At 44.7% G+C, this 15,234-nt stretch carries 14 protein-coding genes; 3 read left to right on the top strand and 11 right to left on the bottom strand.

The features are described from left to right. Nucleotide 1: 1 nt before the first annotated feature. The 10 genes from GTQ38_RS05265 to udk all read right to left on the bottom strand — a co-directional run bounded on the left by GTQ38_RS05265 (nucleotide 2) and on the right by udk (nucleotide 10,841). Nucleotides 2-373, bottom strand: coding sequence for a four helix bundle protein (locus tag GTQ38_RS05265; RefSeq protein ID WP_161434432.1), 372 nt, complete (start codon nucleotides 371-373; stop codon nucleotides 2-4). Between the two features lie 95 nt (nucleotides 374-468). After that, a complete protein-coding gene (gene lepB, locus GTQ38_RS05270; protein ID WP_161434433.1) occupies nucleotides 469-2,172 on the bottom strand; it encodes a signal peptidase I in 1,704 nt (567 codons plus the stop codon). Between the two features lie 104 nt (nucleotides 2,173-2,276). After that, nucleotides 2,277-2,978, bottom strand: coding sequence for a 4-hydroxy-tetrahydrodipicolinate reductase (dapB, locus tag GTQ38_RS05275; RefSeq protein ID WP_161434434.1), 702 nt, complete (start codon nucleotides 2,976-2,978; stop codon nucleotides 2,277-2,279). 146 nt (nucleotides 2,979-3,124) lie between these two features. Then, nucleotides 3,125-3,769, bottom strand: coding sequence for a DUF5683 domain-containing protein (locus GTQ38_RS05280; RefSeq protein ID WP_317169041.1), 645 nt, complete (start codon nucleotides 3,767-3,769; stop codon nucleotides 3,125-3,127). Continuing rightward, the gene (locus GTQ38_RS05285) at nucleotides 3,762-4,664 is read right to left on the bottom strand and encodes a ParB/RepB/Spo0J family partition protein (protein WP_161434435.1); all 903 of its coding nucleotides are present in this window, start codon (nucleotides 4,662-4,664) and stop codon (nucleotides 3,762-3,764) included. The genes GTQ38_RS05280 and GTQ38_RS05285 overlap by 8 nt, the downstream gene beginning before the upstream one ends. Further along, a complete protein-coding gene (locus GTQ38_RS05290; protein ID WP_161434436.1) occupies nucleotides 4,664-5,437 on the bottom strand; it encodes a ParA family protein in 774 nt (257 codons plus the stop codon). Before GTQ38_RS05290 ends, GTQ38_RS05285 begins: the two co-directional genes overlap by 1 nt. A gap of 923 nt (nucleotides 5,438-6,360) precedes the next feature. Beyond that, entirely contained in the window at nucleotides 6,361-8,523 is a 2,163-nt protein-coding gene (gene scpA, locus GTQ38_RS05295) for a methylmalonyl-CoA mutase (protein WP_161434437.1), read from the bottom strand. Then, on the bottom strand, nucleotides 8,516-9,901 hold the full coding sequence (locus tag GTQ38_RS05300; protein WP_161434438.1) for a methylmalonyl-CoA mutase subunit beta: 1,386 nt from the start codon (nucleotides 9,899-9,901) through the stop codon (nucleotides 8,516-8,518). The genes scpA and GTQ38_RS05300 overlap by 8 nt, the downstream gene beginning before the upstream one ends. Continuing rightward, a complete protein-coding gene (locus GTQ38_RS05305; protein WP_161434439.1) occupies nucleotides 9,894-10,226 on the bottom strand; it encodes an FtsB family cell division protein in 333 nt (110 codons plus the stop codon). Before GTQ38_RS05305 ends, GTQ38_RS05300 begins: the two co-directional genes overlap by 8 nt. Nucleotides 10,227-10,232: 6 nt before the next feature. Continuing rightward, nucleotides 10,233-10,841, bottom strand: a complete 609-nt coding sequence (udk, locus tag GTQ38_RS05310) for a uridine kinase (RefSeq protein WP_161434440.1) — start codon at nucleotides 10,839-10,841, stop codon at nucleotides 10,233-10,235. Nucleotides 10,842-11,187: 346 nt separating this feature from the next. On the opposite strand from udk, the gene GTQ38_RS05315 reads away from it, so the two are divergent. From GTQ38_RS05315 to GTQ38_RS05325, 3 genes are read left to right on the top strand one after another with little or no spacing between them, the layout of a single operon-like run. Next, complete coding sequence (locus GTQ38_RS05315; protein WP_161434441.1) at nucleotides 11,188-11,673, top strand: acetyl-CoA carboxylase biotin carboxyl carrier protein subunit; 486 nt, start codon at nucleotides 11,188-11,190, stop codon at nucleotides 11,671-11,673. A gap of 9 nt (nucleotides 11,674-11,682) precedes the next feature. Further along, on the top strand, nucleotides 11,683-13,125 hold the full coding sequence (locus GTQ38_RS05320) for an acetyl-CoA carboxylase biotin carboxylase subunit (RefSeq protein WP_161434442.1): 1,443 nt from the start codon (nucleotides 11,683-11,685) through the stop codon (nucleotides 13,123-13,125). 2 nt (nucleotides 13,126-13,127) lie between these two features. Then, nucleotides 13,128-14,669 (top strand): acyl-CoA carboxylase subunit beta, encoded by a 1,542-nt coding sequence (locus GTQ38_RS05325; RefSeq protein WP_161434443.1) that lies wholly within the window; start codon nucleotides 13,128-13,130, stop codon nucleotides 14,667-14,669. A 215-nt stretch (nucleotides 14,670-14,884) separates the two neighbouring features. On the opposite strand, the gene GTQ38_RS05330 is transcribed toward GTQ38_RS05325, so the two are convergent. Further along, entirely contained in the window at nucleotides 14,885-15,205 is a 321-nt protein-coding gene (locus tag GTQ38_RS05330) for a GIY-YIG nuclease family protein (RefSeq protein WP_161434444.1), read from the bottom strand. Nucleotides 15,206-15,234: the final 29 nt, after the last annotated feature.

The raw sequence follows: 15,234 nt of genomic DNA on the forward strand, positions 1-15,234 counted from the left end.
GTTAATTTGTGGATTTGTTTATTTGATAGTTTCTAAGAGAATTCAATTTATTTGTGATACTTTCCAGCTTACTTCTCAACAAGTCGTAGTTCTCTTTAGAAATAAAACCTAGTTCATTGCATAGAATTAGTTGGTTCAATACTTCGACGGCTGAACCGAATGAGATGGAGGTGAAATGCGCCTTTTCTTTATTTGAAAGTCTTGTTGTTCCCTCTGCGATATTTGAACAGATGGAAACAGATGCTCTTCTCAATTGGGACATCAAACCGTATTTCTCATAATCTGGTAAGGTAGCAGTGATATTGTAAATATCTTTGGTGAATTCTTTGGATTCTTTCCAAACGTCCAGTTTTTCAAAGGCAAATTTAAACATACAAGCAAAACGATCTTTACCGAATAAACAAATTAACAGATATCAAATTTACTCGAAAAATTAATGCCTTCTGTTCACTGCTCACTGCTCACTGCCTACTTCTTCGCCTTCTTCCTTCGCTTCCAGAAGAAATCAAAGACAAAATAGGCTGCAAGAAGGATCAGGAAATGTTTGAAATAAGAGCGCGGTTCCCCATCACCCCCAACAGTAGTAAAGATACGGTCCCATCTGGGTCGCCAATTGGCCAGTCCATCGTTGAAATTGTCAAAACTCATCCAGATGAACACGGGTTTACCTACGATATGGTTTGCCGGCACATAACCCCAGGTCCTGCTGTCTTCGGAGTGGTCCCGGTTATCACCCATCATCCAGAAATAGTCCTGCTCAAAAGTATAGGTCTTTGCCAATTGCCCATCTATTCTGATCTGATTCCCGGAAATACTGATCTTTTTTCCCTCGTAATCCTTGATGATCTTTTTATAAAGAGGAAGTGTTTCAAGATTAAGTGGAACCTGATCCCCTTCTCCGGGAATGTAAATAGGGCCCATATTGTCGTTGTTCCAGCTGTATCGCGAATCCTGAGGGAAGATATTGTAACCTCTTTGTCCTCTGGGCTCTATAATTTTTACTACCGAATCGATATCCGAATGGTTCCTTAGTTTTTGAACCATTTCGTCCGTCAGGGTAGCTTCGCGTTGCCTGCTTTTTTCCTCGGTAAGCGAAAGCCTCGCCTGTCTGAGGACGTTAATAGGAATTCCTGAAGATTTGGTATAGATCTCAATTTCGCCCTTGGAATTCCTATTGTAACCCTGGGCATATCCTGTAAGGGCATCTGCCTGGGCCTGATTCAGAGTCGTGGCGATATACTTTCTGATAAACTCATCTATTCCCAAACTAGCCAGCAGTCGGGAAGAAACCCCTTTTTGGGCATAAATATTGTAGTCATACTGGACTTTCGCCCTGTCTGACAGGACCAGTCGCTCACCATTCACAAAAACATAACCATCCCTGACTTCAACAGAGTCTCCCGGGACGCCAACACACCTTTTTACGTAATTGGATTTTTTGTCTATAGGCTTTTTTACGCCTTTTTCTTTTTTAAAGAATACCCTGACCGTATCCGCCGGCCAGCTAAAGACCACGATATCGTTCTTTTCTATCTGCTCAAAACCCGGCAGTCTGAAATAGGGTAATTGCGGTTTTTTCAAGTAAGACCTTATACCCAACAACGGCAATGTATCGTGAACCATGGGTGCTGCAACAGTGGTCATTGGTGTCCTTGCGCCATAATGGAATTTACTTACGAAGAGGAGGTCGCCAATTCTAAGTGTACGTTCCAGGGAGCCCGTTGGAATTACATAAGGCTGCATGAAATAGGTATGTACCAGGGTGGCAGCCACTATGGCAAAAACAATGGAGCTAACCCATTCACCCAAACCGCTTCTGGGATGCAGGCTTCGATCCTCAATGTATTTAACGTCAAGAGCATAATTGACATAGTAGATGTAAAAGCCAAGTGTAAGGATTACCAACCAGGTTTCTGCCAGGCTGTTTCTGCCAAAACTTCGGATGGTTTCAACCCAGATCACTGGAAACATCAGCAGATTGATGATAGGGATGAATAAGAGGATAACCCACCATTTGGGCCTTCTTATTATTTGCATCAGCACAATAGCGTTATAAACCGGTATTGCGGCTTCCCAGGGTTTTCTCCCTGCTTTAAGGTAGAGTTTCCAGGTTCCCAGGAAATGTATAAGTTGTACGACTAAAATGAAAATGATCCACTGTGTGCTGTCCATTGCAAACGGTTGTTGTATTTTGTTGTTATTTGATCTGGCATGGGAGTCCCTGGAAACTTAGTCCTGTATAAGAATACGCCATAACTCTTCTTTTGTTACTTTTTTTAACCCAGGTTTAACACATCTTTCATGCTGAAAACCCCTTTTTTACCGAGGATCCACTCTGCGGCTATCACTGCCCCAAGGGCAAAGCCTTCTCGATTATGAGCCCTGTGTTTTATGCTAATACTGTCTACCTGACTTTGATATTTTACCGTATGAGTTCCGGGAACTTCTGCTTCCCGTAGTGACGTAATTGGGATTACCTGCTCTCCGGTTTTTTCCTCATTCCAGCTTTCGTAAGAAGACCTTTGGATGATATCTTCGGCTAGCGAAATTGCAGTTCCACTGGGGGCGTCAAGCTTTTGAGTATGATGGATCTCTTCCATGGAAACTTCGTATTGTTCGAGATTCTTCATCATATTGGCCAGGTAGGCATTCAACTCAAAGAATATGTTTACGCCCAGGCTAAAATTCGAGGCATATATAAAAGCGCCCTGTTGCGTTTTGCAGAGTTCCATGGCCTCATCGTATCTGTCTAACCAGCCGGTTGTACCGGAAATCACTGGTATACCATTGGTAAGGCAGGTGCTGATATTGTCAAAAGCTGCGGTAGGTATACTAAAATCAATGGCAACATCTATATTTTTTGAATCTAAATGAGGGGTATCCAGGTCTATTTTGGCGACTATCTTATGACCGCGTTTTAGAGCGATTTGCTCGATCATTTTTCCCATCTTCCCGTATCCGAACAAGGCGATATTCACTGGTAATTTTTTAGAAGGGTGTTATGAGTTTTTATTCGATCTGCAATATTACAATAAAAGAAGCTAGGAAAGCTAAATAAGCCTGGTAATCCATCGAATTTGCGCAAGTGTTCCACCAGGAAATGTAGATTTTCCTGCCTTAGATCCTAAAATCTTATGGTAAGCGCCATTCCGTAATTCGGGTCCGAAGTAATAGGGTGATAATCCAGGTAAGGCTGTATTTTAAGGCTGAGGTCTTCATCCACATTGAACTGTTTCAAATGCGAATCAACGTTGGCATCAATGATATTCAGGGCATAGAGGGCAATGGTAATCAAGAGCGCAAGATCCCTGTCTCTCTGAAAGCGTTCCTGGGCGTCCTGTAGCGCCTCATCCGACAGATCCGGGCTTCCGGGTATGATCCCGGAATTGTTGATGTCGTAGAACTCGTCATCCGTAAACCCCGCTCTCCTCCTTTTAAAGGCATCTCTGAAGCGGTCATAGCGATCGTCATTATAGATGTAGGCATATACGCCGGTTCCTATCGCGGCGTAAACAATAGGTACTTTCCAATATCTGCGGTTGTAGATCTGTCCGAGTCCGGGAAAGACAGCCGAATAAAAGGCGGCCTTACTCGGGGCCAGGGGGTTTACCTTTCTTTTTTGTACCTCCTCAAACACAATACCCTGTTCTTTCAGGTCGGTCTTTAAGGAATCAGAATCCTTTTCCAGGGTTTCCGGCTTGGTCTCCTGAGCCGTGATAGCTGCAGTGGAAAGGAATAAAAAAAGTAAAAAATATAGGGCTTTACTCACCTGTGATCAGCTTTTTCAGTCTGAGGAACTCCTCCCTGGAATGAAAAGGGATCGTTATTTTCCCCTTCCCATTCGTATTGGATCTCACCTCCACTTTGGTAGAAAGGCTTTGAGTGATCTCGTTCATCCCCTCTTTCGCGAAATCCGGCAGACTCGGCTTTTGAACCGCGGTTGAGGAAGTTTTATCTCTTTCGTGATAGTTTTTGACCATTCTTTCGGTTTCGCGTACCGAGAGGTTATTTGCTACTATCTTCTCGTAGATAGCGATCTGGTCTTTAGCTTGGTCAATGTTCACAAGGCTACGGCCGTGGCCCATACTAATAAAACCGTCGCGCATCCCGGTCTGAATGATGGGGTCTAACTTCAGGAGGCGCATATAGTTTGCGATGGTCGATCGTTTTTTCCCGACTCTTTCGCTCAGTTTTTCCTGGGTCAGTTGAATCTCATCGATCAATCGCTGGTAGGACAAAGCGATCTCAATCGGATCCAGGTCTTGCCGCTGAATATTTTCAACCAGGGCCATTTCCAGGGATTCCTGGTCGTTCGCAATTCGAATATAGGTTGGGATGGTCGCCAGTCCGATCATCTTGGATGCCCGGTATCGCCGCTCCCCTGAAACGAGCTGATAGCGGTTAAAATCGAGCTTTCGGACTGTAATGGGCTGTATCACACCCAATTCCCGTATGGAAGTGGCTAACTCCTTAAGGGCCTCATCATTAAAATTTGATCGGGGTTGGAATGGATTAACCTCTATAGTGTCAACATCCAATTCCACGATATTACCTACGACCTTGTCCGCATTCTTATCTGAAACTGAATTGATGTCGTTTTCCGGATCTTTTAAAAGTGCTGATAGGCCCCTTCCGAGGGCCTGTTTCTTTGTTGCCTTCGCCATTATACTTTCTCTCTGTTCTTTTTGAGGAGCTCATTGGCCATATTGAGGTAGTTACTAGCTCCTTTACTGCTGGCGTCGTATTTGATGATACTTTCGCCATAACTGGGCGCCTCGCTAAGGCGCACATTGCGTTGGATAATGGTATCAAAAACCATATCCGCAAAATGTTTTTTCACTTCTTCCACGACCTGATTGGAGAGTCTTAAGCGGGAGTCGTACATGGTTAAAAGCATACCTTCTATGTCCAGATCCGGGTTGTGGATCCTCTGCACGCTTTTTATGGTATTAAGCAGTTTTCCCAGTCCCTCAAGAGCAAAATACTCACATTGTATAGGAATGATCACAGAATCAGCCGCGGTCAGTGCATTCAGTGTAAGCAACCCCAGGGAAGGGGCGCAGTCCACCAGGATGTAATCGTAGGAATTTTTCAGCTCTTCGATAGCCTTCTTCAGCATGTATTCCCTGTCGTCCTTATCCACCAATTCTATCTCAATGGCTACCAGGTCTATATGTGCTGGTATCAGGTCTACATTAGGCGAGGAAGTCTGGATAATAGTCTCGGAGGCATCACGGGTATGCTCCAGCAGTTGATAGGTGCCCAATTCCACTTCGTCCACTTCAATCCCCAGTCCTGATGTAGCGTTAGCCTGAGGATCCGCATCTATGAGCAGGACTTTCTTTTCCAGTACACCCAGCGAGGCAGCCAGATTTACCGTGGTGGTCGTTTTTCCGACGCCACCTTTTTGATTTGCTATAGCAATAATTTTGCCCATTATCGTAGTAAGTTAGGCGTTAAAAATACGATTATTTCACCTACCAAAAAATGTAATTTGTTAACACAAAGTGAATAAGTAGTACGGTCCGTGTTAAAGTGCGTTAAAGAAGGGCTTGCTGTGTAGATTTTCGGAATGGGAGCTTTCTAAATATGGCGGTTTGGAGATTTGAAAATTTGATACTGTGAAATTGAGGAATTGGAGGTTTAGATGGTTGGATAGTTAGACGGTTAGACGGTTAGATGGTTAGACGGGAGGATGGTTATATTGTTAGACGGTTTCTTGAATTGTTTTCTAATTGCTTTAAGAGCTGATATCGTATATCGTACATCGTATATCCGCTATACGCTAAGCGCTTACTACCAACAAATGTAAAACTAAGGAATTGGAGGTTTAGATGGTTGGATATTTAGATTGTTGGACGGTTAGATTGATAGAAGGTTGGATTGTTAGACGGTGAGACGGATAGACTGCTAGACAATTAGATAGTGGTCTGTTCACTGTTCACTTATTCATCCTCCGAAGCTTTAGCGAAGGAGGGCTGTTCACTGACTACTGTTCACTTATTCATCCTCCGGAGCTTTAGCGAAGGAGGGCTGTTCACTGACTACTGTTCACTTATTCATCCTCCGAAGCTTTAGCGAAGGAGGGCTGTTCACTGACTACTGTTCACTTATTCATCCTCCGAAGCTTTAGCGAAGGAGGGCTGTTCACTGATTACTGCCTACTGTCCACTGCCTACTGAACAAGGGGTTCTAAACCCCACCCCGGAGTTAAATTAGATGTTGTTACTGCATTTTGCAAGCAGTAAAGGTTTAGATAAAATTCAAACAAAAGAGTTTAAGTTCTAAGTTTAGCATTTTAAAGGTTAAGACTGCCAACTGCCAACCGCCAACTGCCAACCGCCAACTGCATACTGAAAACTACTCTTCCAACAACAGCTCCAGGATCTGAATGGCTGCATCCGCGATCTTTGTGCCCGGACCAAAAACGGCAACTGTTCCTGCATCGAACAGAAATTGATAATCCTGTTTAGGAATTACACCTCCCACAATCACCATAATATCCTCCCTTCCCAGGGACTTCAATTCCGCTATGACCTGGGGGACCAGAGTCTTATGCCCTGCTGCTAGTGAAGAAACCCCAAGAATATGCACATCGTTTTCAACGGCCTGAGAAGCTGCTTCACTAGGAGTCTGAAACAGAGGCCCGATGTCTACATCGAAACCGAGGTCTGCATAGCCGGTGGCTACTACCTTTGCTCCCCGATCGTGGCCGTCCTGACCCATTTTTGCGATCATGATCCTGGGTCTGCGCCCGTCTTCCTGCGCAAATCGATCCGCCAGTTCCCTTGCTCTTTTAAAGCTCTCGTCCTCTTTTATCTCTTTTGAATACACTCCGGTAAATGATTTTATCTCTGCCTTATGCCTGCCATAAGACTCTTCCAATGCATTACTTATCTCCCCGAGGGTGGCCCTGGCCTTTGCTGCATCTACTGCTAAAGCTAGCAAATTTTCTAATGTATCGGACGAGGAGGAACTGGGATCATTTTTGGCTTTTGCTACTTCAGTTATTTTGGACAGTATGCGCTCGACCTCCTGGGAATCACGATGCTGTTTTAGCTCGTTCAGCCGGTTCAGCTGTTGTTTGCGTACCTCCGCATTGTCCACTTCAAGAATCTGGAGCTCATCTTCTTCGTCCAACGCGTATTTATTCACACCTACAATGATGTCCTGGCCACTGTCTATCCTGGCTTGTTTACGGGCGGCGGCCTCCTCTATACGCATTTTGGGTATACCAGCCTCAATGGCCTTGGTCATTCCTCCCAGGGATTCTACTTCTTCGATCAATTCCATTGCTTTTTCCGCAAGTTGATGTGTCAAGGATTCCACATAATAACTACCGGCCCATGGGTCCACCGTTTTAGTGATCTTGGTTTCCTCCTGAAGCAGGATCTGAGTATTACGGGCTATCCTGGCCGAAAAATCCGTAGGTAGGGCAATCGCCTCGTCCAGGGCGTTGGTGTGCAAACTTTGAGTACCACCGAAGACAGCCGCTGCCGCTTCAATGGTTGTCCGGGCTACATTGTTGAACGGATCCTGTTCCGTAAGACTCCAGCCGCTGGTCTGGCAATGGGTGCGCAATGCCAGGGATTTTGCGTTTTCCGGATTGAATTGCTTAACCAGTTTGGCCCATAGGAGCCTGCCGGCCCTTAGTTTTGCGATTTCCATGAAATGATTCATCCCGATACCCCAGAAAAAAGACAGTCTGGGCGCAAAATGGTCTATAGCCAAACCTGCTTTTAGTCCTGTTTTAATATATTCCAGTCCATCCGCCAGAGTATAAGCCAATTCCATATGCGCGGGTGCACCGGCCTCATGCATATGGTAACCGGAAATACTGATACTATTGAATTTGGGCATGTTTTTGCTGGTATACTCAAATATGTCCGCCACCAACTGCATTGAGGGAGTAGGAGGGTAGATATAGGTATTCCGTACCATGAATTCCTTAAGGATGTCGTTTTGAATGGTCCCTGCCAACTGTACAGGCGATACACCCTGCTCTTCGGCCGCAACAATGTAAAAAGCCATTACCGGAAGTACGGCTCCGTTCATGGTCATGGAGACGGACATCTTATCCAGGGGAATGCCATCGAAGAGTATTTTCATATCCTCCACGGAATCGATAGCCACACCGGCCTTACCCACATCGCCAACTACTCTTTCATGGTCACTGTCATAACCCCTGTGGGTAGGAAGGTCAAAAGCCACGGAAAGCCCTTTCTGCCCGGCCTCCAGATTTCGTCGGTAAAAGGCGTTGCTTTCCTCCGCGGTAGAAAAGCCTGCATATTGCCGGATCGTCCACGGACGCTGAACGTACATGGTCGCGTATGGACCCCTCAGATAGGGCGGGATCCCAGCCGCAAACTCCAGATGGCCTACTTCTTTAAGGTCTTCTTTGTTATATACCGGCTTTAACTGTATTCCCTCGGCGGTTCGAAATTGGCTATTGGTATCAGCCGCTGTCGAGGAAGCCGTTGCTGCTCCGGAAAGGCTCAGATGCTGCAGATCTTTTCTACTCATGACTTAATCTTTTCTTTTCGGTTTCTTCTGACAGACGTCGCTCTAAAACTGGTTCTATACTGGTCTTTCTGCGATCGGTTTTTAGGAATGGATCGCGTTTAATTTCAGATTTCATACGGTCTGCCGGGTTCTGGTATTTGTTGGTTCCCACCAGAATTTCTGCTGAATTATCAAATGCCTCTTGCTCTTTTGCTGCACTTTCTCTGATCTTTTTTTGGATTTGATGGTCCTTAAGCTGCCTGAGAAAACCTCCGCCTTTTTCTAGCTTTTTGAAGAGATCAAGGGCCTTTTCAGAAAGCTGGCGGGTCAGGGTTTCGATATAATAAGAGCCATCAGCCGGATTGGCCACTTTATCCAGGTAACTCTCATGTTTAAGGATGAGCAGCTGATTTCTGGCTAATCGGTCCGCAAATTCATTGTCTTCATGGTACAATCCGTCGTAAGGCAGATTGCATATGGTGTCTGCGCCTCCAACAATAGCGGAAAGGCACTCGATAGAAGTGCGCAGCAAATTCGTATTATAATCGTAAAGCACTTTATTTCGTTTAGAAGGGAAGGCAATAAGGTGGAAATTCACTTTTATCCCATACGCCTCCGAAAGCTTGCTCCAGAGTAACCTCAGGGCTCTGAGCTTGGCAATCTCGAAAAAGTAATTTCCTCCAATAGCCACCTTAAACGAAATTCCGATCGTATCCAATCCCAAATCATCCAAAAGCTGCAGATATTCATTGGCATGGGCCATACCATAAGCCAATTGTTGTACCGTATTAGCCCCGGCATTCTGATAAAGGCCGATATCCACATTCAATGGAAAATATTTCTCATTTCCTGAATGTTTTTTGCAGATGTCCATGGCAAGAGACAGATCCTCATCCTGGCTACCGCGCCAACTTCCCTGTCTGGCAAACTGGCCTACAGGATCCAGGCCAAGGTATAAGGAGGCCACCTTTAGCTGCAGGGCTTCTAGCTTAGGAATGAAGGATTCACCAGGGTATTCCTCAAAATTTAAATGCAAGGGAATCCGCGTCAGATCAACACCGGTGAACAATCCCTCCAGTTCCACTTGCTGAGACGGAATATTGATCAAAAGGCTTTCTGCACCTCTGTTCAAAGTATCTTTGATCTTTTCGTTGGCCGTGCTTATAGCGTCTAGTTGGATTTCTTGTCCTACTTTCCATTCTTCTGGCGCTGAACTTACTGTAATATTCAGATCTTCTAGGTCTTCGAGGCTGTAAAACGGCTTTACGACTATACCCTCCGGAGATCCCCATAGCAGCGATTCGTTGTAATCCGCACCCCTCAGGCCAGCCTGAATTTGTTGTTTCCACGCCTTAGCGGATACTTTTGGAAATTCCTCAAAAAGCTTGTTGCTATTCATCTTTTAAATTCTTTAAGCTATCCTCGTATTCGATCAGGTATATTTCCTCATTCTTTTTCTTGAGGTAATACTGTTCCCTGGCAAATTTTTCCAGTTCCTTAGGGTCTGATAGTTTTTCAATGATCTTTCGGTCTTTGGAGATCTCTTCCCGTAAAAATTCCTGCTGCTTTTCCAGTCTTTTGATCTCTTTCCTGAGCTCCATATGGATCAACAGAGAATTGGTGTCAAAAAATAACATCCAGATCACGAATACTGTCAGGACCAAAACATAAATATTGCTTACTATGCCAAACCACTTTTTATTTCTCAGTTCTTTTAAACCCATGCCAGATTATCCCAGTTTATCATTAATAATGGTACGTACGATATCTACGGCCACAGTGTTGTATTTGTTGTTCGGAATGATAATATCTGCATATTCTTTGGTGGGTTCTATAAATTGATCGTGCATTGGTTTTAAGGTTGTCTGGTATCTGTTTAACACTTCTTCAAGATCCCGGCCACGTTCGTTTATATCTCGTTTGAGCCTTCGTATCAGTCTTTCATCGGAATCCGCGTGCACATAGATCTTTATGTCGAACATATCCCTTATCGCGGGGTTGGTCATAATCAGAATGCCTTCTACGATCATAACTTTCCTCGGGTGCGTCAAAAGCGTGTCTTTAGTCCTGTTGTGCTCGGTAAAAGAGTATACAGGTTGTTCAATTGCCTTGCCCTGCCGCAACTTTGTGAGGTGTTTACCCAAAAGATCAAAATCTATGGCTTGCGGATGATCAAAATTGATATTAACCCTCTCTTTATAAGAAAGATGGGAAAGATCATTGTAGTAGGAGTCCTGGGAAATTATCCCTACTTCACCTTGCGGGAGTTCGTTAATGATCTGATTTACAACGGTGGTTTTTCCGCAACCAGTACCTCCGGCAATTCCAATTATCAACATAGTTGTTACTTTATTTCAAAAGTAAGTATTTGACCTGAAACCGCTTTTCACAACACCTTCTCATTTCAATTGCATAGTTAGGTTAAAAAGCAATTTCAAAATATGACGAAATTCATATTTGAATGTTTTTTTAAGGGATACTTTTACATGGAATTTGGAGGAGATGCTCCCTTATAAATGGCAAAAGCTCAAAACTTATGGTGTTCGAGCTGGTAGGATTGGTTTTGACGCATTTAATAGAAGGGTAAGCCTGAAATTATTAGGGATTCCGCGTGCCGGTCTCCCAATTTTATATAACTTAATAAACTCTAAAAATCAAGCAGGAGAATCCTGAAAAACAACACTTATGAATCCTACCTATAAGGTTACCGTCAATGAAAATTTGAGTTTCAACCTGAGCGCGGAAGACCTGAAGAATATAGATATGCTGAAGAATGCGGATTCAGCTTATCACATTCTACAGGACCACACTTCTTTCAAGGCTCAGATCACTGCTTCAGAATACTTCAAAAAGCAGTATTCCGTAAAGATCAACAACAACAGTTTTGAGATATCCATAGAGGATCCGCTGGATCTGCTTATCGAACAGATGGGTTTTGCCCTTGGTTCAGCCAAGGATGTTAGTTCCATTGAGGCTCCTATGCCTGGATTGATCCTGGACATCAGTGTGTCTGCAGGTCAGGAAGTCAATGAAGGAGATCCGTTGCTGATCCTTGAGGCGATGAAGATGGAGAATGTTATTACTTCCCCCCGAAATGGTATAGTAAAGTCTGTGCCTATTAGTCAGGGAGAAACCGTGGAGAAGAAACACTTGTTAATTGAATTTGAATAATCCCTTACTATGAAAAAAATACTGGTGGCCAATCGCGGGGAAATCGCGATAAGAGTTATGAAAACAGCCAAAAGGATGGGAATAAAAACCGTTGCGGTGTATTCCGAAGCGGATAGAAACGCGCCGCATGTAAAGTTTGCCGATGAAGCGGTTTGCATTGGTGCCCCACCATCCAATCAGTCCTACCTGTTAGGGTCTAAGATCATCGAGACTGCCAAGGCTCTGAATGTTGACGGAATTCACCCTGGATACGGCTTTTTAAGTGAGAATGCTGACTTTGCCGAAGAAGTAGAAAAAAATGGGATCATTTTTATCGGACCAAAATCCAAGGCCATTCGGGTTATGGGGAGCAAGCTCGCCGCCAAAGACGCGGTTAAAAACTACGATATCCCTATGGTACCTGGGATAGACCGGGCCATTACGGACGTAAAAAAAGCAAAGGAAATAGCAGGGAAGATTGGCTACCCGGTTCTCATTAAGGCCTCTGCGGGAGGTGGAGGTAAGGGTATGCGTATTGTGGATAAGGAAAAGGATCTGGAGTCCCAGATGAACCGCGCGATCAGTGAAGCTACTTCCGCCTTTGGAGACGGGTCTGTTTTTATAGAAAAATATGTGACCTCTCCCAGGCATATAGAAATTCAGGTAATGGCAGACAGCCATGGTAACGTACTGTACTTTTTTGAAAGGGAGTGCAGTATACAAAGACGTCATCAAAAGGTTGTAGAGGAAGCCCCGTCTGCCATTCTAACTCCAGAGCTGCGTGAGCAGATGGGGGTAGCGGCAACCAATGTGGCAAGAGCATGTGATTATCTAGGAGCCGGTACTGTGGAATTCCTTATGGATGCGGATCACAACTTTTACTTCCTTGAAATGAATACCAGATTACAGGTAGAACACCCAGTCTCTGAACTGATCTGTGGGGTAGACCTGGTGGAACTTCAAATACGTGTGGCAAGGGGAGAGCCACTTCCTATGAAACAGGAAGATCTGAGTATCAATGGCCATGCGCTGGAACTCAGGGTGTATGCAGAAGACCCTCAAAATGATTTCTTGCCGAGCGTAGGGACACTGGAAACCTACAAACTACCGGTAGGAGAAGGCATTCGTGTGGACAACGGTTATGAAGAAGGGATGGACGTCCCGATCTATTACGACCCGATGTTGTCTAAACTGATCACCTATGCACAGGACCGGGAGGCGGCCATTCAGCTTATGATAGAAGCCATCACAGCGTATGAAGTAGAAGGCGTGCAGACTACATTGCCCTTCGGTAAATTCGTATGTGAGCACGAGGCCTTCCGATCCGGGAATTTTGACACGCATTTTGTGAAGAACTACTATTCCCCGGAAGCGCTGCAGGAAGATAAGGAAATAGAAGCAAGAATAGCCGCTTTGGTTGCCTTGAAACAATATATGGAAGACCAAAAGCAATTGCGAACACCAACAAATTAACTATGGATCCGAAAATTGAAAAACTTAACGAACGAGTTGCACTGGCCCATATAGGTGGTGGACAACAGCGGATAGACAAACAACATCAAAAGAAAAAGCTTACCGCCAGAGAAAGGATAAACTACCTGCTGGATGAAGGTTCTTTTGAGGAAATGGGAGTACTGGTAACTCACCGGACCACTGATTTTGGGATGGAAAATGAGATCTATTTCGGAGATGGTGTTGTAACCGGTTATGGTACGATTGACGGTCGACTAGTCTATGTCTATGCCCAGGACTTCACCGTTTTCGGAGGGGCACTTTCCGAAACCCATGCGGAGAAGATCTGTAAGGTCATGGATCTGGCAATGAAAGTTGGAGCACCTATCATTGGACTGAACGATTCCGGTGGCGCCAGGATTCAGGAAGGAGTTCGTTCCCTTGGAGGCTATGCTGATATTTTTTACAGGAACGTACAGGCCTCAGGTGTAATTCCACAACTATCCGCAATTATGGGCCCTTGTGCCGGTGGCGCAGTATATTCCCCGGCCATGACGGACTTTACGCTCATGGTGGAACAAACCAGTTATATGTTTGTAACGGGTCCTAATGTGGTAAAAACAGTGACTAACGAGGAGGTTTCTTCGGAGGAGCTGGGTGGGGCAAGTACTCATGCCAGCAAGTCGGGCGTGGCTCACAGGACATCTGCTAATGATGTGGCTTGTATGGAAGATGTAAAAAAGCTCTTGAGTTATTTACCGCAAAGCAATCGGCAGAAGCCCGAGAAACTGGATTATGTGCTTGGTGAGGAAGTCCGGGATGTTCTGAGTGATATAGTACCGGACAACGCCAACAAGCCCTATGATATGCACGAGGTAATAGACGGGATCATTGACGAGGATTCTTTCTTTGAAATTCATGCGGACTATGCTGAGAATATTATTGTGGGCTTTGCCCGTCTGGGTGGAAGGAGCGTAGGGGTGATTGCCAATCAACCCATGTTTCTTGCAGGGGTGCTCGATGTAAAAAGCTCCATAAAAGCAGCCAGGTTTACCCGTTTTTGCGACAGTTTTAATATCCCGCTTTTGGTACTCGTAGACGTGCCCGGATTCCTTCCCGGAACGGATCAGGAATGGAACGGTATAATTGTACACGGGGCAAAGCTGTTGTACGCTTTGAGTGAAGCCACGGTTCCACGGGTTACGGTGATTACCAGGAAAGCCTATGGTGGAGCTTATGACGTGATGAATTCTAAACACATTGGGGCTGATTTCAACTTCGCATGGCCAACGGCTGAAATAGCTGTTATGGGTGCTAAAGGTGCCAGTGAAATAATTTTTAGAAGAGAAATAGCATCGGCTGAGAACCCGGAAGAAGCGCTTAAAGAGAAAGAGACGGAATACGCGGAGAAATTTGCGAATCCCTACAGGGCCGCCAGACGTGGGTTTATAGATGAGGTGATCTTACCTAAAAATACCCGGCGGAAACTGATCAAGGCTTTTGCCATGTTAGAGTCTAAAGAGGTAGTACCACCCAAAAAGAAACACGGGAATATTCCGCTTTAGTGGTTCATTCTGTATACAGTTTTATCTCTAATACGTATAAGGCATTTTTCATTTTAAGCTCGGTAAGTTGACCTTTAGGATTGAGGGAAGTTTTTGTCAGGTCGTGCGCAGTATTTTGATCTATTGGTTCGATATAAGTTTGTGTCAAGTCGAGCGAGGTAATCTGACCCTTTAGATTAAGGTAAGTCCTTGTCAGGTCGAGCGCAGTCGAGACCTCATTCATCTTCGGGCTTAAAATCCGAATGACTTACATTCCTGCACTCAGCTAAGGTCTGAAGCAGGTCAAAGTCCTCGTGAGCAAGGGCTTTTTTCTTCTGACTACTCCATTTTTTAAGCTTTTTCTCAAAAGAAATGGCTTGATCAATATTATTGAATTCCTGGCTAAATAGTAACGTAACAGGCCGGCGTTTATAAGTGAAACAGGACTGGTTTAGCCCGGCCTCATGTTCTTTAAGTCGACGGTTTATGTCATTCGTGACTCCTGTATAGGACAGACCATCTGCACATTCAAGGATATAGATGTAGTATTGCTTCATTATATTGATTAGGTCTCGACTGCGCTCGA

This window comes from Poritiphilus flavus (genome assembly GCF_009901585.1).
Lineage (GTDB): Bacteria > Bacteroidota > Bacteroidia > Flavobacteriales > Flavobacteriaceae > Poritiphilus > Poritiphilus flavus.